The organism is Streptococcus sp. 20925_1_22 (assembly GCF_041431685.1).
In the GTDB taxonomy this organism is placed as follows: Bacteria; Bacillota; Bacilli; order Lactobacillales; family Streptococcaceae; genus Streptococcus.
In genome coordinates this window covers 129,301-150,007 of the sequence record NZ_JAPVYE010000004.1, presented here as the reverse complement: position 1 = coordinate 150,007, position 20,707 = coordinate 129,301, and the positions used below count along the sequence as shown (strand labels likewise).

Annotated in this window: 20 protein-coding genes; 5 read left to right on the top strand and 15 right to left on the bottom strand. The window is 45.6% G+C overall.

Annotation, left to right across the window (positions count from 1 at the left end; translation table 11 throughout):
* Window positions 1-105: 105 nt before the first annotated feature.
* A complete protein-coding gene (locus O3621_RS06745) occupies window positions 106-1,284 on the top strand; it encodes a hydroxymethylglutaryl-CoA synthase (protein ID WP_004188837.1) in 1,179 nt (392 codons plus the stop codon).
* Window positions 1,281-2,555, top strand: coding sequence for a hydroxymethylglutaryl-CoA reductase, degradative (locus O3621_RS06740; protein WP_004188839.1), 1,275 nt, complete (start codon window positions 1,281-1,283; stop codon window positions 2,553-2,555). The genes O3621_RS06745 and O3621_RS06740 overlap by 4 nt, the downstream gene beginning before the upstream one ends.
* A gap of 41 nt (window positions 2,556-2,596) precedes the next feature.
* Here the strand turns inward: O3621_RS06740 and fni are convergent, their stop codons facing one another.
* The 8 genes from fni to gla form a co-directional block, all read right to left on the bottom strand.
* The gene (gene fni, locus O3621_RS06735) at window positions 2,597-3,604 is read right to left on the bottom strand and encodes a type 2 isopentenyl-diphosphate Delta-isomerase (protein ID WP_314449106.1); all 1,008 of its coding nucleotides are present in this window, start codon (window positions 3,602-3,604) and stop codon (window positions 2,597-2,599) included.
* A complete protein-coding gene (locus O3621_RS06730) occupies window positions 3,585-4,604 on the bottom strand; it encodes a phosphomevalonate kinase (protein WP_314449070.1) in 1,020 nt (339 codons plus the stop codon). Before O3621_RS06730 ends, fni begins: the two co-directional genes overlap by 20 nt.
* The gene (mvaD, locus tag O3621_RS06725; protein WP_314449068.1) at window positions 4,594-5,541 is read right to left on the bottom strand and encodes a diphosphomevalonate decarboxylase; all 948 of its coding nucleotides are present in this window, start codon (window positions 5,539-5,541) and stop codon (window positions 4,594-4,596) included. Before mvaD ends, O3621_RS06730 begins: the two co-directional genes overlap by 11 nt.
* Window positions 5,523-6,401 (bottom strand): mevalonate kinase, encoded by an 879-nt coding sequence (gene mvk / locus O3621_RS06720; protein WP_314449066.1) that lies wholly within the window; start codon window positions 6,399-6,401, stop codon window positions 5,523-5,525. Before mvk ends, mvaD begins: the two co-directional genes overlap by 19 nt.
* A gap of 150 nt (window positions 6,402-6,551) precedes the next feature.
* Entirely contained in the window at window positions 6,552-7,487 is a 936-nt protein-coding gene (locus O3621_RS06715; RefSeq protein WP_314449063.1) for a serine hydrolase domain-containing protein, read from the bottom strand.
* Window positions 7,484-8,218 carry a CppA N-terminal domain-containing protein gene (locus O3621_RS06710; protein ID WP_314449060.1) on the bottom strand — a complete coding sequence of 245 codons (735 nt, stop codon included), beginning with the start codon at window positions 8,216-8,218 and terminating at the stop codon, window positions 7,484-7,486. Before O3621_RS06710 ends, O3621_RS06715 begins: the two co-directional genes overlap by 4 nt.
* 95 nt (window positions 8,219-8,313) lie before the next feature.
* Entirely contained in the window at window positions 8,314-9,597 is a 1,284-nt protein-coding gene (locus O3621_RS06705; RefSeq protein ID WP_314449058.1) for a DUF308 domain-containing protein, read from the bottom strand.
* Window positions 9,598-9,660: 63 nt separating this feature from the next.
* Window positions 9,661-10,566 carry an aquaglyceroporin Gla gene (gene gla, locus O3621_RS06700; protein ID WP_048772187.1) on the bottom strand — a complete coding sequence of 302 codons (906 nt, stop codon included), beginning with the start codon at window positions 10,564-10,566 and terminating at the stop codon, window positions 9,661-9,663.
* Window positions 10,567-10,670: 104 nt separating this feature from the next.
* Here gla and O3621_RS06695 point away from each other — a divergent pair, with 104 nt between their 5' ends.
* Window positions 10,671-12,959, top strand: a complete 2,289-nt coding sequence (locus O3621_RS06695) for a Xaa-Pro dipeptidyl-peptidase (protein ID WP_314449055.1) — start codon at window positions 10,671-10,673, stop codon at window positions 12,957-12,959.
* Window positions 12,960-13,039: 80 nt separating this feature from the next.
* On the opposite strand, the gene O3621_RS06690 is transcribed toward O3621_RS06695, so the two are convergent.
* Window positions 13,040-13,453: a glycosyltransferase gene (locus O3621_RS06690; RefSeq protein ID WP_314449052.1), complete on the bottom strand. Its 414-nt coding sequence runs from the start codon at window positions 13,451-13,453 to the stop codon at window positions 13,040-13,042.
* Window positions 13,454-13,622: 169 nt separating this feature from the next.
* On the opposite strand from O3621_RS06690, the gene O3621_RS06685 reads away from it, so the two are divergent.
* Window positions 13,623-13,922 (top strand): YbaB/EbfC family nucleoid-associated protein, encoded by a 300-nt coding sequence (locus O3621_RS06685; protein ID WP_002919734.1) that lies wholly within the window; start codon window positions 13,623-13,625, stop codon window positions 13,920-13,922.
* A 116-nt stretch (window positions 13,923-14,038) separates the two neighbouring features.
* Here the strand turns inward: O3621_RS06685 and O3621_RS06680 are convergent, their stop codons facing one another.
* Together O3621_RS06680 and O3621_RS06675 are read right to left on the bottom strand one after the other, a co-directional pair.
* Complete coding sequence (locus tag O3621_RS06680) at window positions 14,039-15,793, bottom strand: glycerophosphodiester phosphodiesterase (protein ID WP_314449049.1); 1,755 nt, start codon at window positions 15,791-15,793, stop codon at window positions 14,039-14,041.
* A gap of 90 nt (window positions 15,794-15,883) precedes the next feature.
* Window positions 15,884-16,378 carry a DUF536 domain-containing protein gene (locus O3621_RS06675; protein ID WP_002903414.1) on the bottom strand — a complete coding sequence of 165 codons (495 nt, stop codon included), beginning with the start codon at window positions 16,376-16,378 and terminating at the stop codon, window positions 15,884-15,886.
* Between the two features lie 300 nt (window positions 16,379-16,678).
* On the opposite strand from O3621_RS06675, the gene O3621_RS06670 reads away from it, so the two are divergent.
* Window positions 16,679-17,854, top strand: a complete 1,176-nt coding sequence (locus O3621_RS06670) for an NAD(P)/FAD-dependent oxidoreductase (protein WP_314449045.1) — start codon at window positions 16,679-16,681, stop codon at window positions 17,852-17,854.
* 108 nt (window positions 17,855-17,962) lie between these two features.
* On the opposite strand, the gene O3621_RS06665 is transcribed toward O3621_RS06670, so the two are convergent.
* From O3621_RS06665 to O3621_RS06650, 4 genes are all read right to left on the bottom strand, one after another.
* Window positions 17,963-18,703 carry a MerR family transcriptional regulator gene (locus O3621_RS06665; protein ID WP_314449043.1) on the bottom strand — a complete coding sequence of 247 codons (741 nt, stop codon included), beginning with the start codon at window positions 18,701-18,703 and terminating at the stop codon, window positions 17,963-17,965.
* Between the two features lie 105 nt (window positions 18,704-18,808).
* Entirely contained in the window at window positions 18,809-19,555 is a 747-nt protein-coding gene (locus O3621_RS06660; RefSeq protein WP_111676585.1) for a class I SAM-dependent methyltransferase, read from the bottom strand.
* Between the two features lie 123 nt (window positions 19,556-19,678).
* A complete protein-coding gene (locus O3621_RS06655) occupies window positions 19,679-20,017 on the bottom strand; it encodes an AzlD domain-containing protein (protein WP_314449038.1) in 339 nt (112 codons plus the stop codon).
* The gene (locus O3621_RS06650; RefSeq protein ID WP_314449036.1) at window positions 20,007-20,702 is read right to left on the bottom strand and encodes an AzlC family ABC transporter permease; all 696 of its coding nucleotides are present in this window, start codon (window positions 20,700-20,702) and stop codon (window positions 20,007-20,009) included. The genes O3621_RS06655 and O3621_RS06650 overlap by 11 nt, the downstream gene beginning before the upstream one ends.
* Window positions 20,703-20,707 lie beyond the last annotated feature (5 nt).

Sequence of the window (20,707 nt, the reverse complement as noted above, 5' to 3'; positions counted from 1 at the left end):
CTGATTTAGCTGAGATTAGATGTTTTTTGTAAGAGTTTTATTCCTAAGTATGGTAAAATAGTTTTCGGAATATACTAGAATAAAAGGATTTAAAGAGGTCTTATAATGACAATCGGAATCGACAAAATCGGTTTTGCGACCAGTAATTATGTTTTAAAATTAAATGATTTAGCGGCAGCCCGTAGGACTGATCCAGGAAAGCTTAGCAAGGGGCTCCTACTCAAAGAACTAAGCATTGCTCCTCTGACTGAGGATATTGTTACCTTGGGAGCCGCGGCAGCAGAACCCATCCTGACAACAGAGGACAAAGAAAAGATTGATATGGTCATCGTGGCCACTGAATCAGGAATTGACCAGAGCAAGGCGGCAGCCGTTTTTGTCCACGGCCTTTTGGGCATCCAGCCTTTTGCCCGCAGCTTTGAAATCAAGGAAGCCTGCTATGGAGCTACAGCTGCACTGGACTATGCCAAGCTCCATATCGAAAAACATCCAGACAGCAAAGTTTTGGTGTTAGCTAGCGACATTGCCAAGTATGGCATTAACACATCTGGCGAGCCAACCCAGGGAGCGGGAGCCATTTCTATGCTGATTAGCAGCAATCCCCGTATCCTCGCTTTCAATGATGATAATGTAGCCCAGACACGCGATGTCATGGATTTTTGGCGCCCAAATTACTCGACAACTCCTTATGTCAACGGGCTCTATTCAACCCAGCAATATCTGGATAGCTTAAAGACAACTTGGACGGAGTACCAAAAACGCCACAAGCTAGCTCTCAAAGATTTTGCGGCCTACTGCTTCCACCTGCCTTATCCAAAACTGGCTCTTAAAGGCCTCAATAAAATCATGGATAAAAGCCTGCCTCAAGAGCAGCAAGACCAGCTTAGAAAGAACTTTGAAGCATCTATTCTCTACAGCCAAAAAGTTGGAAATATCTATACAGGCTCCCTCTTCCTAGGCCTCCTATCTCTTTTAGAAAACTCTGATAACCTCAAGGCTGGCGATCGGATTGCTCTCTTCGGCTATGGCAGCGGGGCTGTCTCTGAAATCTTCAGTGCCAATTTGGTCGAAGGCTATGAAAAGCATCTATCCAAGACACGCCTAGAGGAATTAGACCAGCGTCAGGCTCTTTCCATCCCGGATTACGAGCGCATCTTTTTTGAAGAAGCTGAGCTGGATGCGGAAGGCAATGCCAGCTTCTCTGGCTATGAGGAACAAAGCTTTGCTCTGGCGGAAATTGCAGAGCATCAGCGTAAGTACATCAAAGTTGAGAAATCATCATGAAAGTAAACTGGACTGGATTTTCTAAAAAAGCTCCTGCTGAACGGCTGCAAATGCTGAAAGATGAGGGACTTTTACAAGATGAACATTGGCAGCTGCTAGACAGTCAGCAGACTTTGCCTCTGGAAACGGCCAACCAGATGAGTGAAAATGTACTGGCCACTCTAGCCCTGCCCTACTCTCTGGTGCCAGACTTTCTGGTGGATGGCAAAAGCTATCAAGTTCCATTTGTGACAGAAGAGCCATCTGTGGTAGCAGCAGCTAGCTTTGCCGCTAAGATTATCAAACGTTCAGGCGGATTTGAGACGGAGGTTCACAAACGCCAGATGATTGGGCAAATTGCCCTTTATCAGCTTGATAATGCAGACCAAGCTATCAAAGATGTTCTCAAAAAAAAGAAAGAGTTGCTGGAGCAGGCCAACCAAGCCTATCCATCTATTGTTGCTCGTGGTGGCGGTGCTAGAGATCTTTGGCTGGAGCAAAAGGATGACTTCCTCATTTTCTATCTATCTGTGGATACGCAAGAAGCCATGGGAGCCAATATGCTCAACACCATGCTGGAGGCCCTCACCCTTCCTCTGGAAGAGCTGACTGGCGGTAAGAGTCTGATGGCTATCCTGTCAAACTATGCAACAGATAGCCTGGTAACAGCCCGCTGTGTCATCGACTATCGCTTTCTCAGTCGGGATACGGCCGAGGCGGAACTTCTTGCGGATAAGATGCAGCTAGCCAGCAAGCTAGCTCAGGTCGACCCTTACCGGGCAGCTACCCACAATAAAGGTATCTTTAATGGTATTGATGCTTTGGTGCTGGCTACTGGAAATGACTGGAGGGCTGTAGAAGCCGGTGCCCATGCCTATGCCAGCCGAGAAGGAAGCTATCGCGGCCTCTCTACTTGGACGACGGACCCAGACAAACGCCAGCTTCATGGTCAGATGACCCTGCCCATGCCCATTGCAACTAAGGGAGGCTCCATTGGCCTCAATCCCGCAGTGACAGCCAGCTTTGACTTGCTAGGGCAGCCTCATGCCAAGGACTTGGCTTCCCTCATTGTATCAGTTGGATTGGCACAAAATTTCGCCGCCCTCAAAGCACTGGTCAGCACTGGTATCCAAGCCGGACACATGAAATTGCAAGCCAAATCTTTAGCATTACAAGCTGGAGCTCAGGACGAAGAAATTGTTGCTGTAGCCAATCGCTTAACAGCTAATAAGACTTTCAACTTAGCTGCTGCTCAGGAAATACTAGCTGACTTACGAAAACAGGACAAGTAAAAAGGCCTTGATGGCCTTTTTTGTATGTCTTTATGCTTTTTTTAGTCAATCTGTTCCTGAGCTTCTTTTAGCCGACCGTAGAGTAGATAGGGAACACTCTTTAATTCTTGCAAGTTTCGGCAGGATAGGGCGCACATGATGAGACGCAGATCTGATTTCCAGCCTTCTACAATATCAATAACCTCTTCCACTAAGTGATTTTCCACCAAGTCTAGCATGGTACGAGAAAGGCCGACCGCCTTGGCTCCTAAGACCAAGGCTTTGATCATATCCAAAGGATGGCGGACACCTCCACTAGCCAAGAGTTCGACCTCATCGCGCAATGGCTGAAGCGCCAACAGGCTCTGCAGAGTAGATTGTCCCCAATCATTGAGGTAGTTACGATTGCCACCCCGCTGATTTTCAATATAGGCAAAGCTAGTGCCGCCTCGGCCGGAAATATCAAAAGTCTGAATCCCCAAGGAGCGCGCTTCTTCGACAGTAGAGCGATCCATGCCAAAGCCAACTTCTTTGAGAATCAGAGGGACTTCCAGTCGCTGACCATAATCTTCTAAGTGCTGGCGCCAAGAACGAAACTCCCGCTCGCCCTCTGGCATCAGCAATTCCTGCATGAGATTGACATGGACCTGCAAAAAGAGGGGCTGCAAACCTGCTACTGCCTGCTGGGCAGCTTGATAAGGCTTGTCTAAGCCGATATTAGTAGCCAGCAATAAATTAGGCCGACCAGTCGCCACCCGATAGGAAGGATCAGAAGGATTCTTCAAGGCCGCGCTGTAAGAGCCAGTTACAAAAAGAAGGCCACAACTTTCAGCTACTTGAGCCAGCTTTTCATTGATTTGACCGCCTTTTTGGCTGCCGCCAGTCATGGCATTGATGTAAAAAGGAAAGTCCCAATCACGGCCAGCAAAGTAAGTAGATAGGTCTATCTCTGCCAAATCATACTTGGGCAAAGAACGGTGAACCAGTTCCATTTCATCAAAACTGTTGTAACCCGGACTCTGCTCTAAAGAGTATTTTATATGGTCGTCCTTACGATTCTGGCTCATCATGGCCCATCCTTTCTCTGTATAATAACTCAATGCCAGCTTCTTGCCAAGATTGAATCAATTGGTTGCTAGATGCGGCATCAAAGCTGAGAGCAATCCCACAATCGCCACCGCCGGCACCACTGCTCTTAGCCACACAGTTCAGTCCCTCTGCCGCTTCTTTTAAGACTTTCAGCCTGTCTGTATAGATAGCTGGGCTGAGCCTTTCTAAGAGCTGGCTAGCCTTTTCCAGACTAGACTGAATAACGTACTTCTCTCCTGCTAATAAAGCTCTCTCCAAAGCATCAACCTGTGTCCTACTGCCTGTCAAAAAGGACTCTGAAATAGCTGACTTGACCTGATCGACCAAGTCCTTAGAAATCGCTGGCTGCTTGGTCCAGCCAACCAGAAAATCCATGGCTAAGCAAGGCTTAATGATGCGAATTTTAAAATCCCAATCCTCTGCTAACAGCTGTGGCAAGTCGACTTTGTCCATACGCTTACGGACCAATTCTCTATCAAAAGACCGATAGTATATCAAGTCTTCATAAGCAATGCAGGCTAGATCTCCCATGGAGCCATTGTCTCCGCACTTGAGGAGAACGTAGGAAGCCAGCTTAAAGAGTGGCTCCGGCTCTAAGTCTAGCTCATAAAGTGCCGCCATAGCCTTGATGGTCAGAATAACCACACTACCGCTGGAGCCAATCCCGAACTTCTTGCCGTCCCTTTCCATCTTGCCACTAATCTTTAGAGAAAAAGGCTGAAGTTGGTAGCCTAAGGCTAGCAAATAAGTGTTCATAACTGCTACCGTCTCCTGAATCAAGGCATAATCAGGGTCTGGCTTTAGGTTAGCGCTGTGATCAAACATATCTGATGTCAAGCAATAGGCAGAGGCTGCCTGGATGTCCCCCGTCATATAGATGGGAATGGCCTTGATAATGGCTGGCTGGCCGGCCGTCAGCACTGCATATTCACCCGCCAGATAGAGCTTGCCGCAGGTTTGAACTCTTGCACTAACTTTCATCTGACAAGTCCTTTGTTTTGGAGACGATAAGTCGGTAGTCCTTCTCAAAAATAGCCACCAGATGGTCTAGGTCTTCCTCCAAACAGAGGACCTTGACATTTGGCCCCGCATCCATGGTAAAGTAGCAACGCTCGCCCTGGTCCCGCAGCTTTCTGACAGCATCCATAGCTTGGTAAGACTCCTCTGTCAGATAAGAAAAGGGCGGATAAGCTTTTTCTGTTGTAGCATGCATTCGAAGAGCATTTTCTTCCGTCAGCTGACCCACCTTGGCAAAATCATTGCCCTGCAAATAGCCTAGCATAGCCTGATAATCCAAGGTAGACTGGGTAATCCAATCTGGGAAAATCGTGGAAGTTTTGGCACAGAGCTCCATACCGTCGCGGCTGGAAATGGGCTTTTTCTCATCGTGCAGAACCAGCATAATCATGGCTAGCTTCAAATCCGTCTTGACTGGATAAATGGCCCCGCTGTCCTTATCCCAGGCCGCTAGCGGACCAAAGAAAGAGCGAGCTGACGACCCTGAAGCAAACTTGGCCAGCTGAGCCAGCTCTTGCGTCTGATAGCCCGTCTGAAAATAAGCATTGCAGGCCTTGACGAGGGCAGACAGACCGCTGGAGCTGGAAGACAGACCCGCTGCAGTCGGCATATTATTGCTGGTATCAACGCGGACAAAACCATCTTCTGGAGAGCGGAAACGGTCAATTATCTTACTGATTTTGGCATGTTCTGCCGGGCTTTGTAGCTGACCGTCAATATAAAACTCATCTCCAGTCGCTGTATCCGGCAAAGGACTCAGCTGGGTCTCGGTATACATATTTTCCAGTGTCAGCGAGATACTGCTAGTAGACGGAATCATCTTTTCTGCATCTTTCTTCCCCCAATATTTGACAATTGCAATATTGGCATAGGATTTGACACTTACAGGCTTTCGATCCATGTGTTAATGGCCCCTTTCTCTCTCAGTAAGGCGGCTAAGGCCTCCGCCTGATTTTTTTCTCCTACAAGAGCAATGACACAGCCACCCAGACCGCCGCCGCTCATTTTAGCACCCAAAGCTCCATTTTCAAGCGCTGCCGCTACCAACTCATCCGCTTTCTGGCAAGAAACCCCTAGCTTGGCTAGCTTCTCATGAGCCTTGGTCATAGCTTGTCCCATTGTCATCAGGTCCTTGATAGAAATAGCCTTCTCAAGGATTTTCGTTAAATTCCCCAATTCCTGCAGCAAAGGCAGAGCCTTTTGACCCTGACTTTCTACAGCACGGATAGCTTCGCGGGTATGACCGTGAATGCCCGTATCTGCAATCACTAAAAAGGCATCCAAATCCAGCTCAATTTCACTGAAACCGAAATTGCGGATAAACTTAATAGCTACATCACTGAGGCAGGTCTTAGCATCAAGGCCACTGGGATTCATATGGGCAATCATCTCTGCCCGATTGGCTAGAATCTCCAGTGTTTGGTCATCCAGCTCTTCCTCAAAGTAGTCAAAGACCGCACGAATGGCCGCAATACTGACTGCGGCTGAAGACCCCATCCCCCTCTTCTCAGGGACCATAGACTCCACCTGACAGCGAATCTTAGATCCCTGCCGACCGAGATGTTCCAGACAGGCAAAAACAGCCATAGACAGTGTATCCTCAGCGTAGAGGGTCCAGGCCCGCTCAGACGGAAAGACCTGACAGGTCACTTCGATACGATTAAGAGGCAGGGAAATAGCCGGATAGCCATAGACCACCGAATGCTCTCCCATTAAAATAATTTTACTATGTGCCTTGCCGACACCGATTTCTTTTGTCATATTCTTCTCTTGTCTGTAGATTCTCTCTATCTTATTTTAATATACTTTGGCAAAAAAAGCGATTTTTATTCAAATAAAATCACTGGGGCTAGAGACCGATATTTATATAGGCAGACATGATAAAACTCCGGGGCTTGCAGCCGGAGTCTTTTAAAGTTCTATTCTTATCAGGTCCATCAGCTGGTTCCGATCCAAGATCCATTGAGCCCGCTCGTCTTTTTCATAGGTCCGGTTGGATAGGAAAATAGCCGCCTTTTGCTCCTTGCGATTATACATGATAAAGGTTCCCGTGTAGCCAGTGTGGTCCAGCCAGCCGCCCTCTAGATTCCAGGCTAGACTTCGTCTTTTGCCTGGCTCCTTGGAAAAATTCTGGGTCAGATTGGCCGCAAAGTCATCCTGCAGATAATGTTCCAGAAAGACTTCCAAATCCCTGAGAGTTGAAAATAAGCCAGCACTGCCAGCATGGATGCCTAGAACACGCGCCTTAGGGTCATGAACCTGACCATCCTTGACACCGCAAACGGTCGGCACAGCTCCTGGAACTGGTCCAAAACTAGTCTCAGCCAAACCCCAAGGCCGGAAAATCCGACTTTGAAAAATCTGATCCAAAGACTGACCGTAGATTTCTTCCAACATAAAGCCCAAGAGCAGAAAATTCACATCCGTATAGCGAAAGGTCTTATCTTCAAGCACCGTCAAATGATTAAGCGCTGCTTTCAACTCTGGAGCTGTCAGCTGATCACGATTGGGAATAAAGGGATCCAGCCCAGATGTGTGGGTCAAAAGCTGACGCAAGGTCACATCTTCTCGATGGAAGGCCGGATAGTAATGCTGCAGGGGCAAATCCAGCTCCAGCTTGTCCTGCTCATACAAAAAGGCTGCCAGAGTACCAACTCCGACCACCTTGCTGACGCTAGCCAAGTCATAGACCAAACCCGCTTGAGTGGCCTTTCCTTCTTGCGGATCTGCCAGACCAAAGTAGAATTCCTGCCACCGGCTAGCTTGATACAAGGCCAGACTAGCACCGGGATAGATACCGTCTTTCAGCTGTTCTTGGATTTTACTGATGATTTTTTCTAGAGTCATGCTTCAAACCACAATTCAATCTTACTAGAATCCTGACTCAACAGGAACTTATCTGACTTGGGTACAAAGACCTCTTGTTCTTTAAAGACAGGACGCAGGGCAGCGGTTTCTAAACGATTGACCTGAGCTTTGAGCATGGTCAAGTCCCAAGTTAGGGCATTGTCTGCCTGCAAGTCTTGTCCCTCTGCTTCTGTAAAAGTCAGGAAATCCAGCGCATTTTCAATCTTGCTGTAAAATTCTTGGGCTGCATTGGCATCAGGCACACGAATTTCTACCGTCTCTATCTCAAATTGACTAAGACCGATAAAGCCCTCTTGCTTTTCAAAGTCAGGCACCGCCGTTACTTCTTGCAGATTTACTTTATTCTCTTCTGCATGCAGGAGAACTAGGTCACCCTCTGGTGACAGAGCTTCAAAAGCATAGCCTTTCTCTCCTTGATACAGCTTAGTCCAAGCAGGCTTTTGAGCCAATAGCGACTCGATTTCTTTAGCATCTGCAACCTTGACAACGATTCTGGCTAATTTTTTAAGGCCTTTGACTCGCCGCGACCGCATACTGGGTGATTCTTCCAGCTGCAGTTTCTCTGTCTTAGTCTGATCTCCTAAAGACAGAAAAGCAGCTTCCTCTAAAAGGGCCTTCATGCCCAGCTGATTTACAAAAAATTCTTGATTTAAATGACGATTATTTATCTTTAATACAGGGATAATTCTAATAATATGATTCGCGCTCATAATTCCTCCAAACCATTTTATTGTAATGGATTTTCATCTTTTTGACAAGAAATTATGCGCAAATAAACAATTTTTAAAACAAGAAGGACTTGGATTTATTGGTAAACGGTCTGAGCAATGACCAAACCCCTAGCGGACTCAAACTCGTACTGCAGATAGGACTGGTAGGTACCGGGCGCGATAATCCCGCGAATATCCAGAATATCTGTCCCAGCCTGTCCAATAATCGAATCTGCTAGTAGGCAACAGTTGGTCGATAGGACAAAATACGTCTTGAAACGACTGGTTTTAAACTTATATAGCTGCGCTCCTAGTTCATGCTTCAACTTGTAGGAGTATGTTGGCTGGCCATTTTTCAGTTCCGCTGGCGGCTCCCATTCTACCAACAGCTGATCAATTTCAGCCAGGCGCTTCTCAACCGCCTCCTTCTCCTTATCCGTCAAAGCCAAAGAATAACCAAAAAGTGTTTTCTTGCTTTCTTTTTTGCAAAGCTCAATATAGGCGTCTTTAGGAACCTTGAAGAGAACACCATCTCCAATCATGCCCTTGCATCGCTCAGAAAAAACATCATAGCTGCCATAAGAAATCACTTGTCCCTGATAGCAAATATCTACATGACCAATGCCCCCTAATAAACTCGTCTTTGAAGTATGGACCAAAACCTCTAAGTCCGACTTTTTCTCTCCACTCTTAACAAGACTATAAACATTTTTGCGATCAGAAGCTGCATCTCCCTGAATCAGTCGATTAAAGCGCTCCAGATTTTCTACCGGAATAAAGGCTGCAAAAATAATAGGTAGGTTAATACGAATTTGTCTACGCAGCCGATGTTTTTCCCGGTCATTATCAAAAAAGAGACCATCTCGGATATTGGACATTCCCAGCATCATCAAATAGATTCCCAAAATCAAAAACTGTAAGTGTCCGTCGGTCGCAGGCGAAAGAATACTGGTCAGCCCAATCCCACCATAGAGAATGGTATCAAATAGATAGCGCAAACCTCCCTTGACATGATTTTGCCGATAAAGCAGATAGGTCATTCCGTAAATACCGGCAGTCAAGAGCTGGTAGCTACCCAAACTAATAATCACAATATTGACAGGCACATCACTGATTCGGTTGAGCCAGCTGATACCTATAGCGACTGCAATCTGAAGCAGACTATGCCAGACAGCCTCTTCTTTCTTGCGCATAAAAACATGAAGAACAATATTTACCAAGCCAACAACTGTCAGATAAAGCGAAATAAAATCGAAGGCCAGCTTGGTAAATCTGAAGCCATTGACAATGATAATCAGGCCGAAAACAAGGGCTAAAAGACCAAAGAGTAAGGTTCTGCGGCCACTGATCTTATGATATTTTGATACTTGCATCTCCATCTTTACCTTCTCTATCGTTCGAAAAAAGAGCTGGGGAAATCCCCCAACTCTGATCTTATGTGCTTATCCGTAGATTGTTTTAAACAAGAGGACCGCTGTGATACCTGCAAGAATCGGTGCCACAACTGGAACCCAAGAATACCACCATTTTGAATCACCCTTGTGTTTGCCCAAAACAGATTCTGGCAGGATGAAGTGGAGGATACGAGGTCCGAGGTCACGAGCTGGGTTCAGTCCTGGTCCAGTAGGGCCTCCCAGTGAGGTTACCAAAGCCATTACCAAGAAACCAAGTGCCAAGTGAGCGACTGAAAGGCTACCAACTTGGAATGGTGCAACTTGGTCTTTAGCCTGAGATATTGCAGCAGCAATCTGTTCTTTAGGAACTGAAGTCCCTTGTGCTGCCATCTGAGCAGCTTGCGAATTGATAGTTGCTTCAGCTTTGCTCAACAATTCTGCTCCAAAGAAGTTCTTGGTCAAGCCCATAGCAGCAAAGAAAAGAACAAAAGAACCAACAAATTCATTGATAAAACCATTGAACAAGGCTGCTTTACGTGATTCAGGCGTGCCATGGTCTAGACTAGAGATGGTAGAGAAAGTACCCAAAATATTATTAGGATTTTCTGTTCCCAAATAGTAAGGGCGATGAGTCGCAACGACCAAGGCCTGTCCGAAAATAGCTCCTAAAAGCTGGGCTGCAATGTATGGTGCAACCTGTGCCCAAGGGAAATAACCGCTGACAGCCAGTCCCAAAGTAAAGGCAGGGTTGATATGGTTACCGGACACATTACCAAACATCAAAGCTGGAATCATAACCCCCATACCGTAACCGACAGCGATGACTAACCAACCGCTCTGATGTCCCTTAGTTCCTTTTAATTCAACGTTGGCAACAGCTCCGTTCCCCAAGATAATGAGGATAGCTGTTCCTAAAAATTCTGTGGCGTATTTAACGACCCATTCGAAATCCATTTAGTGATACTCCTTAAATATTTTTTAGACAAAGTCTATTTTATCAAGTATAATGGATAATGTAAAGGTCATTTTTTATAAAAATAAGAAAAAGAGGGAAGAATATGCGTTTTAATCAGTATAGTTATGCAAGAACGAAACGGGAAAATATGTTGATAGAATTAGCTGAATTAGGCTTTTTTTATGACAGCAATCGCTCTGATAAGGAAAATCTTGAAGATTTTCTCCGCACCAGCTTTTTCACTTATAATAATACAGATTATCCCTTAAAATCCTGGGCTGCTGACAGTCAAACAGATCTGCTGAGCTTTTTCCAGTCTGACAGAGAACTGACGGCGTCTGTCTTTTACACCGTGGCCTTTCAGCTGCTTGAATTCTCGCCCTTTATTGATTTTACAGATGTTGAGGCCTTTCGCAAAGAAACAGGCTTTCCCATTACATTTGGAGACTTGTTGGAAAATCTCTACCAGCTGCTCAACACTCGGACAAAAAATGGTAATTTGCTGATTGATAAGCTAGTCAGCGAGGGTTTGATTCCTGAGGACAATACCCACCACTACTTCAACGGTAAGAGCTTGGCAACCTTTTCCAGCCATGATGCTATCCGAGAGGTGGTTTATGTGGAATCACGCGTGGATACTGATCGAGACGGCCGTCCGGACCTCATCAAGGTCAGCATTATCCGGCCCTGCTATCAAGGACAAATTCCTGCAGTTATGACCGCTTCTCCTTATCATCAAGGAACCAACGACCCCGCAAGCGACAAGGCTCTCCACGACATGAATGTGGACTTAGTAAAAAAAGAACCTCATCAAATCACGGTACAAGATCCTGAGCTCAAATTGCTCCAGCTGGATTCGCTAGCTCCAGTTCAAGAAGTCTCTGAAGCCGAGGAAAAATTAGGTCATATCGGCACCTACACGCTCAATGATTACTTGCTGCCTCGCGGCTTTGCCAATCTCTATGTGTCTGGCGTAGGAACTAAAGACTCTGAAGGACTGATGACCAGCGGCGACTATCAGCAGATCGAGGCTTATAAGAACGTTATTGATTGGCTCAACGGCCGCTGCCGAGCCTTCACCGACCACACTCGCCAACGGGAAATCAAGGCCACTTGGTCCAACGGAAAAGTGGCTACGACCGGTATCTCCTATCTGGGCACCATGTCCAACGGACTGGCAACGACTGGCGTAGATGGTTTGGATGTCATTATCGCTGAAGCTGGGATTTCTTCTTGGTATAATTACTACCGCGAAAACGGCCTTGTCACTAGTCCTGGCGGCTATCCAGGAGAGGATTTTGAATCCCTGACCGAACTGACCTACTCCCGCAACCTGAGGGCTGGTGACTACCTGCGTCATAATGACACTTATCAGCAAAGCCTAGAGCAGCAGCGCAAAGACCTAGACCGGCAAACCGGGGATTACAATCAATTTTGGCATGACCGCAATTACCTGCTCCATGCAAATAAGGTCAAGGCCGAAGTCGTCTTTACCCACGGCTCTCAAGACTGGAATGTCAAGCCCCTCCATGTCTATAATATGTTTCGGGCCTTACCGCCCCACATCAAAAAGCATCTTTTCTTCCATAACGGTGCCCATGTTTACATGAACAACTGGCAGTCCATTGACTTCCGTGAGTCTATCAATGCTCTACTGAGCAAAAAACTGCTGGGTTGTGAATCAGTCTTTGAGCTGCCAGCAGTCATCTGGCAGGACAACAGCCATGCTCAAAGCTGGCTGACCTTGGAAGACTTCGGTGGACAAGAACAGAAACTTCATTTCCAACTAGGCCAAGACTGCCAATCTATCCAAAATCAATATCCAGAAGAAGACTATAATCGTTTTGCCAAAAACTACCAAAGCTTCAAGACTGAGCTTTTTGACGGTAAAGTCAACCAGATTACTCTGGACTGGACCTTGGAAAAAGACCTCTTTCTCAACGGAGCGAGCCAGCTCAATCTTCGCCTCAAATCCAGCACTGATAAAGGACTGATTTCTGCTCAATTGCTGGACTTCGGACCAGCTAAACGCCTCGCACCGATTCCTACGCCTATTGAGCCTAGAGTCATGGACAACGGCCGCTACTATATGCTGGACAATCTGGTTGAACTTCCCTTTGCTGAAACGCCTCATCGCGTCATCACCAAAGGTTTTCTCAACCTGCAAAACCGGACCAACCTACTGACTGTCGAAGAAGTCACTCCTGACCAATGGCTGGAATTTTCCTTTGAACTGCAACCAACTATCTATAAGATGAAAAAAGGCGACCAACTGCGCCTCGTCCTCTACACTACAGACTTTGAGCATACCGTTCGTGATAAGACTGACTATCAGCTGACGGTAGATTTGGAGCAATCTAGTCTTTATTTGCCAACCATGACATCACATTAATAAAAGAAAAAGACGCTGAAATTCAGCGCTTCAGATTGAAGACAAAGTCCTAAGAACAGAAGTTTCTAAGGGCTTTTCTTTTATTGTAGATTGAGATAGTCCTCTGCATATTTTTTATAATCCGGCTTTTCCTTGCGGTTCATAGCAAAGAGCATACTGCCTGTGAGATAGTCATCGTCTGAGTCAGGAATTAGCATAATAGCAATATTTTTATCTTTCTCAGGAAAGACGATAGAAAATGTTCCGCCATTATCTTTCCGAGTCAGGCCATAATAACTCACCCCATTCTTAAAACCAACTGCATTTTGAGTATACTCATACTCTTCTTCGTTGACAATAATGGTCTTGTCTTTTATTTCAATGGTCTTTTGTTCACCGCTAGCGTCCTGTACATTCCATTTTCCCTGAATTTTGGGGCTGCCGCTGCAGCCAATTAGGATAAAAAGGGATGAGAGCACTACCAACAGCAAAGCTTTTATCTTCTTATTTTTCAAGTTGTCTTCTCCTTGGTATATAGATTCATGACCATTCTACTATAAATGCTAAATTTTTGTCAAACCTCTTAGAAATGTTCTTCTTGCCACTTTCCCAAAAAATGATATAATTTGAAGAGTGAAGATTACCAAGGGCTAAGCCCTTGCGAGAGAAAGGAAAGAAAATCTTATGATGAACATGCAAAGCATGATGAAGCAAGCGCAAAAGCTTCAAAAGCAAATGGAAAAAGGCCAAGCGGAACTGGCTGCAACAGAATTTACCGGCAAATCAGCCCAAGATTTAGTTGTTGCTAAACTGACAGGTGATAAAAAAGTAGTCAGCATTGACTTCAATCCAGCAGTTGTGGATCCTGAAGATTTGGAAACTCTGTCAGAGATGACTGCACAGGCCCTGAATCACGCGTTGGCTCAGATTGATGATGCTACTCAGAAGAAAATGGGCGCTTTCGCAGGCAAATTGCCATTTTAAGCAAGATAAATAACCTTCCAACTTGACTAAACATAAGTCAAGCAATACTCGAACCAGCAAAAAAGACTGAAGAATCTCAGTCTTTTTTGATTTATAGTCGTTTTCTCACTAGTCCACTACACAAAATTAAGCAAATCCGCTGCCTTACTCATCAAAAGCAGGGCATAGTCGGGATTATTTTGCAGTTCCTTGATGGAGCTCTGAACCAGCTCTAAATCATCAGTTATCATGCCATCAACACCCAAGCGGAAGGATTTGCCGATGCTGTCTGCATCATTAATGGTCCAGTCATAAAGCTGCTTATCTGTCGTCCATAGCTTATCGACAAAGTTTTCATCAAGGGTCGAATACTCCATCGTATAGCCGGAAGCCTGTGTCCGTGGGAAAATAGTATTGTAGGGCAGGATAAAGAAGGTCGGTATGCTCTCATCATAGTGTACTGTCTTGTCAATAACCTGATAGTCCAAGGACTGAATCTGGTGGCCATAAACCTTGATGTTGGCTCCGTATTGGCTCAGGAAACGATCCATCATATCGTCTGAGTCCAAGCTGCTGGTCTTGATTTCTATCAAGAGTCTCTGGCCCATTTGATTGGCTCGTTTGAGATAAGCATCAAAGCTGGAAATTTTGGCAGTGTGTCCATTTTCTGAAATATCTAAAGCCGTCAGCTCTTGCAGAGTCAGCTCTTGCGGTCTGGCATCGACGCCGGCCAAGGCTTCTAGATTGGCATCGTGCATCATGACAAACTGGCCGTCCTTGGTCTCCTGAACATCCATTTCGATGTAGTCTGGCTTGAGCAGAGCTGTCTTCTCAAGCGACTCAACCGTATTCTGAACACCATTTCCCTGCGAAACCCCACGATGCGAGATGGTCAGAGGGACGTTTTCCAAGGGCAGATTGAGATAGACAAATCCTTCAAGGGCAAAGACAGAGCTAGTGACCAAAAGGATAAACCAGCGCATGAGAGGCAGGCCTTTTCTGTAGCGGTATTCAGACAGCTTACTGTCTGTCAGAAAAGCCACAAACTTAATCAGAAAGTAGGCTACCATAAAGTAATAAGCCATCTTGATGAGGCAGTAATTGACAACCGCCGCTATCAAGGCTATCTGATTGGACTGGGCATCCGCATACTGCTGCAACATCAAAATCGGAATGCTGCTTAAAAGAAAGAAGAGAAAGCTCTTGGCCAGTATCCAAAAGAGCTGCCAAGTATAGCGAATCAAGTGCCCCTTGGTCTTCTCCAAACTATACCTAATCGCGTCTCGTAGGCGGAAATGCTCAAAAAAGAGCTTGGGCAGGGCAAACATTAGTCGGACAGCTATCAAAAAAAGCAGAAAACCTAAAGCATAGATTGATAATTTCATCCATAAGGCCGTCTTGAGATAGGTCACGATAAATTCTGGAATCAAAATTTTATTCAAGTAGTAGATTTTGAGAATTTGCCGCAGAAAGGGAAAGATAAAACCCATATACAGTGCAATAAAGAGGACCTTGCTGGGCCTAGCGTAGCGAATCAGTGAGCCGCTGTCTTTGAAACTTTTCTTAATGAACTGAAAGGCGCTTCGTTCTTCCTCGTCCAGAAGATTGCGGAGCCCCATAAATATCAGTCCAATCTGAAAATAAGCGACAAAGAGATTAGCTGCAAAAAGCGCTAGAAAGGCTAAGCCAACCCAGACATTTGAAGTCAGAACCTTCAGGGCATTCGTATAAGACAAGAAGAGGTAGCCTGTCTGCTTGAGCAGAGTCTCTGCTGCAAAGGAGTTGAAAGGCACCCAGGCCAGCTCCATGAGCATAAAGACCGTGAAAAAGAGCAGCAGAATTTTATCAAGATTGCGATAGAGACGTAAAAGTCCCAGTCTTTGTGATTTCATTTTCCTCCTTTATGTTGTGAACAATACAAAGCTTACTAAAAAGCGATTCTTATTTAAAACAAGGTTGAGACAGATGTCCCAACCTTATTTTTATTTTCCAAATAAACGTGCCCAGAAGCCCTTGCTTTCCTGCTCCTGCACCTTTTCCTTGGCTTCATCCAACTCCAACAGCAAGGTTTCACGCTCGTTCATAGCCTTAGCTGTTAGCTGCTGCTGCTGGTCCAACTGCTTGTCCTTTTCAGCAATCTGGACATCCTTGATGCGCAGCTGCTCATCTTTCTTAGCCAGTTGGCCGTCCTTGGCCTTAAGCTGCTCATAGAGACGCACAATCTCAGCATTTTTTTCGTCCACCAAGATTTCCATCAGCTCGCGTTGCTTCACATCTTCGCTAACAGGTTCATCTTCAAAAATAGTTTTCTTATAAATCTCTTCCAGCTTAATCAAGCCGCTGCGGGTCACCACCGTGACTCCTTTTTCATTCTTTTCCGTATCTTCTGGCGGCAGTGCCTTGACACGATTGTTAATCGCCTGGCGGCTAACTCCAAGAATCTCGGCTAACTCGCTGACTGTCTTTTCAATTGCCATAATTTCCTCAAAAACTTTTTCTAGTTTGTAGATACCTAAATCTTATCATATCAAGCCTTAACTGTCAAATTTCACAATATTTTTTGAGCCTGACTCCTATCTTTTTAGCCCTTTTTTGTGATACAATGAGACAGATTAGTCTAGTAAAAGAAATGAAAAAATCAAATGAATTTAGAAGCCTAGAGATGTTCAGCTACAACCTTCCAAGAACGTCTACAAGATAGCAAATCCTGCTCACCAAGGAAGCACAAGATTTCTGACTAACTGATAGAAACCACTCTCCACGAAAGGAAAAGACCAATGAAGTATTTCGACACAATCATCATCGGAGGAGGACCGGCTGGCATGATGGCTGCCATTTCCAGTTCTTTCCACGGGCAGAAGACCCTGCTCCTCGAGAAAAATAAACGACTGGGCAAGAAACTAGCTGGTACAGGTGGCGGGCGCTGCAATGTGACCAACAACGGAAACCTAGATGACCTCATGGCCGGAATTCCCGGTAACGGGCGCTTTCTTTACAGCGTCTTTTCCCAGTTTGACAACCATGATATCATCAACTTCTTTACAGAAAACGGTGTCAAACTCAAGGTCGAAGACCACGGCCGTGTTTTCCCAGCGACAGACAAGTCCCGCACCATTATCGAATCTTTGGAAAAGAAAATTGCAGAGCTGGGCGGCACTGTCATCACCAATACTGAAATTGTCTCCGTCAAAAAAACTGATGAGCTTTTTACTGTCAGATCCAGCGACCAGACTTGGACCTGCCAGAAATTGATTGTGACGACTGGCGGCAAGTCCTACCCTTCAACTGGCTCGACAGGATTTGGCCACGATATTGCCCGACACTTCAAGCACACAGTGACTGACCTGGAAGCTGCTGAAAGTCCTCTTCTGACTGACTTTCCTCACAAAGCGCTTCAGGGGATTTCGCTAGACGATGTGACCCTGAGCTACGGAAAGCATGTCATTACCCACGACCTGCTCTTTACCCACTTTGGCCTATCAGGTCCGGCAGCCCTGCGCTTGTCTAGCTTTGTCAAAGGCGGCGAAACTATCTATCTGGATCTTCTGCCGCAGATGAGGAAGCAGGATTTGGCAGATTTTTTAGAAGAACATCGGGAAAAATCTCTGAAGAACTGTCTGAAAATCCTCCTACCCGAACGAATGGCAGACTTTTTTGCCCAGCCCTTTCCCGAGAAAGTCAAACAACTCCATATCAGTGAAAAAGAGGACCTCATCATGCAAGTCAAAGAACTGCCCATCCCTGTCACTGGCAAAATGTCCCTGGCCAAGTCCTTTGTCACCAAGGGCGGTGTCAGCCTCAAAGAAATCAATCCTAAAACTCTGGAAAGCAAGCTGGTTCCCGGCCTCCACTTCGCTGGAGAGGTCCTAGACATCAATGCCCACACGGGCGGCTTTAACATCACCTCCGCCCTCTGCACCGGCTGGGTGGCAGGAAGCTTGCATTATGAGTGATTAGAAAAATATTTTAAAGTAATTGAAAAAACTGGTCGAGGAACATTGCACTGCAACCTAAAAGTTAACTAACTTTTGGGGTGCAGTGCAGAATATTCTCACCAGTTTTTATTCTGCATTTGTCTGCACATAAGCAGCAATCACATCTGCTGTGTACTGGGCAGTTCCTGTTCCAAATTGATCGATATTCTTCTTGAATTCTGGATTGTGGACATAGCCCTGACCGATGTGGGCAAAGACTTGCAGTGAGCAGTCAAAGCCGTAAGTACGAATGGCTTGCAAGAGACGCGCTGCCTGCTCCTGATTTTCTGCTGCTTCAATCGGCAAGCCTTGTTGCATATTCTCTGCCAGACTTTGAAAAACTTGATTGAAAGCTGCGGCAGATTCTTCTTCCCGTCCATTTTGACGAGCCAATGCTTCTGACATGACTTCTTGACCGTATTCTTCGACGGCTTCTTGATGGTATTTTTGATTGTCTTCGTAGGTAAAACCTGCGAATTTTTCTTTCATTGTCATTTTTCTTTCTCCCTTTTCATCTTGGATGGTTTTTTGCAAGGTGGAAATCAAGGTATCCAAGCGGTCTCTTTCCTGCTGCAAATACTCTAACTGCCTAATCAGATGCGGCAATAAGGCCTGATCATCCTGACTCAGCAGCTTTGCTATTTTCTCTAAGGAAAAGCCTAGATACTTATAGTAAAGAATGACCTGCAGCCGCTCTAAATCAGCTTGGTTATATGTCCGATAGCCATTTTCTGATTTGGCGGGTACTAAAAGTCCGATTTTGTCGTAATGATGCAGGGTTTTGACAGAGACTCCCGAAAGCTGCGCAGCTTCTTTGATATGGTACATGATAGACCTCCTTACCACTATAGTATAAGCCCTGACCTAAGGTCAGGGTCAAGCTTTTTTAGAAAATTTTTTCAACCGCCTTAGAGTTTCCAAAGCGGCTAGTATTTATTTGCGAGAAACCATAGCAATAAAGCCCAGTTTTTCTTGATTCTTTTGGAACATCTTAAACATCTTCATAAATTGACTGTAGTTTTCTTTTTTAAGGGCATTGAAGCAGATTTTCAGTGTGCCGCCCAGTCCTTCGTCATAAATCATACCTCGAAGACTCATCAAGGTCATTTCGCCGACAAAGGTGTCCACACGGTCAAAAGCATGAGAACGTGCCAGCTGAATCCAAGAGCCCTCGGTTAGAGGCCCCACATTGACATTAATCGCACGAGATAGCTCTTCCCGGACATTCTCATCTTTTTGTTTGAGCATGACGTCATGTGTGAGGAGCACTCCACCTGGCTTCAGCACCCGGTAGTACTCATCCATACATTTGGCCTTCCCCTTATCCGTCTGCATGGTCAGCATGGCTTCATTGATAACAATATCAAAAGAATTGTCATCATAAGGCAGCTTCATGGCATTAGCCTGCTCAAATGTGACGAGTTCACTAACACCAGCTTTGTCTCCATTAAGCTTAGCCTGAGCCAGCGCAGCCTTATCCAAATCAACTGCAGTAATTTGGCAGCCATATTTTTTAGCTAGCTCGATTGTTGTGGTCCCCATATTGCAGGCAACCTCTAGAACTTTCTTATCGCTGGAAAAATGCCCCTGCTCAATCAGCCAGTCCGTTGCCAGCTTGCCACCGGGACGAAGGCGTTTCTTTCCTAATTTTGCTAAAAATTTATGACCTGCTTCTGCCATTTCCGAACCTCCATAATTTTGATTGGTTCCATTATAGCATAAAATATTATATTTTCAGACAATTCTTAGAATTTAGCAAAAAAACAGACCGAATCGACCGATTCAATCTGTCTTGTATCTTCTTTACAAGCCAAGAAATCCAGCTAGATAGCGCAGCAAGGCCACCAAGACTACACCAAACACAACAGTTGCAATTAAGTTCTTATACTTAAAAGCTACATAGCTAGTCGGAAAAACGGCTATTAAATCCAGCCATTTAAAACTCGGCAGCCGACCTGTTTTAGCATTGGTGACACTAGACAGGATAAGGGCAAAGATAATGGAAACTGGCAGATATTTGAGGAAACGCTCTACCATAGGCGGAAGCCCCTTGTACTTGACTAGGATAAAGGGCAAAACCCGTGGAATCCAAGTGACTAGAGCTGACAAAAGAATAACTAGCAAAATATATTTACTTATCATCCAAAATCACCCCCACTGTACAGCCTAGCAAGGTTGCAAAAAGCACCGCCAGCGAATTTTGAAGCAGCATGGTCAGGAGCAAGTAGGCAAGACCCACCACACCTAAGACCAAAAAGAGCTTCTTTATCTTGACCCGGCGCAGCATGATTGTAAACTGAGAAGAGAAAATGCCAATAAACATGGCGACTAGGGCAAAGTCCAGGCCGAAGCTCTCAGGATTGGGCAGAAGGGCACCGAGGGCAGTTCCCAAAATAGACCCCAAAATCCAAGCAGTATAACTCATGAAATTGTTACCCATCATCCAGCTAGCAGCGATTTCCTCTGTATGCACCTGCTCCCCCATCAAGACTCCATAAGATTCATCTGTTAAAAAAGACCCAATGACAATGTTCTGCATCAAGCTAGACTTCCGAAAAAAGGTTGACGCATGCAGACAGAGCAGAAGATGCCGAATATTGATGAGAAAAACAGTCAGTGCGATGGCTAAGACAGGCGCCTGCTGGGTAAACAAACCAATCATGGCAAACTGGGCACTGCCGGCATAAACCAAAATACTCATCAGCCCCATCTCCAAGGGATTCATATAGGGTGCCGCCATGATGCCACAGGCTAGGCCAATCCCAATATAGCCCAGAGCCGTTGGCACTGCCGCCTGTGCCCCCTGTTTAAATGTCTGCCCGCGCATTCTTC

Excerpts from the sequence above, each read along its gene's own strand:
- O3621_RS06745 (WP_004188837.1), top strand. The coding sequence starts at position 106 with ATGACAATCGGAATCGACAAAATCGGTTTTGCGACCAGTAATTATGTT.
- O3621_RS06740 (WP_004188839.1), top strand. The coding sequence starts at position 1,281 with ATGAAAGTAAACTGGACTGGATTTTCTAAAAAAGCTCCTGCTGAACGG.
- fni (WP_314449106.1), bottom strand. The coding sequence starts at position 3,604 with ATGATGAGCCAGAATCGTAAGGACGACCATATAAAATACTCTTTAGAG.
- O3621_RS06730 (WP_314449070.1), bottom strand. The coding sequence starts at position 4,604 with ATGAAAGTTAGTGCAAGAGTTCAAACCTGCGGCAAGCTCTATCTGGCG.
- mvaD (WP_314449068.1), bottom strand. The coding sequence starts at position 5,541 with ATGGATCGAAAGCCTGTAAGTGTCAAATCCTATGCCAATATTGCAATT.
- mvk (WP_314449066.1), bottom strand. The coding sequence starts at position 6,401 with ATGACAAAAGAAATCGGTGTCGGCAAGGCACATAGTAAAATTATTTTA.
- O3621_RS06715 (WP_314449063.1), bottom strand. The coding sequence starts at position 7,487 with ATGACTCTAGAAAAAATCATCAGTAAAATCCAAGAACAGCTGAAAGAC.
- O3621_RS06710 (WP_314449060.1), bottom strand. The coding sequence starts at position 8,218 with ATGAGCGCGAATCATATTATTAGAATTATCCCTGTATTAAAGATAAAT.
- O3621_RS06705 (WP_314449058.1), bottom strand. The coding sequence starts at position 9,597 with ATGGAGATGCAAGTATCAAAATATCATAAGATCAGTGGCCGCAGAACC.
- gla (WP_048772187.1), bottom strand. The coding sequence starts at position 10,566 with ATGGATTTCGAATGGGTCGTTAAATACGCCACAGAATTTTTAGGAACA.
- O3621_RS06695 (WP_314449055.1), top strand. The coding sequence starts at position 10,671 with ATGCGTTTTAATCAGTATAGTTATGCAAGAACGAAACGGGAAAATATG.
- O3621_RS06685 (WP_002919734.1), top strand. The coding sequence starts at position 13,623 with ATGATGAACATGCAAAGCATGATGAAGCAAGCGCAAAAGCTTCAAAAG.
- O3621_RS06680 (WP_314449049.1), bottom strand. The coding sequence starts at position 15,793 with ATGAAATCACAAAGACTGGGACTTTTACGTCTCTATCGCAATCTTGAT.
- O3621_RS06675 (WP_002903414.1), bottom strand. The coding sequence starts at position 16,378 with ATGGCAATTGAAAAGACAGTCAGCGAGTTAGCCGAGATTCTTGGAGTT.
- O3621_RS06670 (WP_314449045.1), top strand. The coding sequence starts at position 16,679 with ATGAAGTATTTCGACACAATCATCATCGGAGGAGGACCGGCTGGCATG.
- O3621_RS06665 (WP_314449043.1), bottom strand. The coding sequence starts at position 18,703 with ATGTACCATATCAAAGAAGCTGCGCAGCTTTCGGGAGTCTCTGTCAAA.
- O3621_RS06660 (WP_111676585.1), bottom strand. The coding sequence starts at position 19,555 with ATGGCAGAAGCAGGTCATAAATTTTTAGCAAAATTAGGAAAGAAACGC.
- O3621_RS06655 (WP_314449038.1), bottom strand. The coding sequence starts at position 20,017 with ATGATAAGTAAATATATTTTGCTAGTTATTCTTTTGTCAGCTCTAGTC.
- O3621_RS06650 (WP_314449036.1), bottom strand. The coding sequence starts at position 20,702 with ATGCGCGGGCAGACATTTAAACAGGGGGCACAGGCGGCAGTGCCAACG.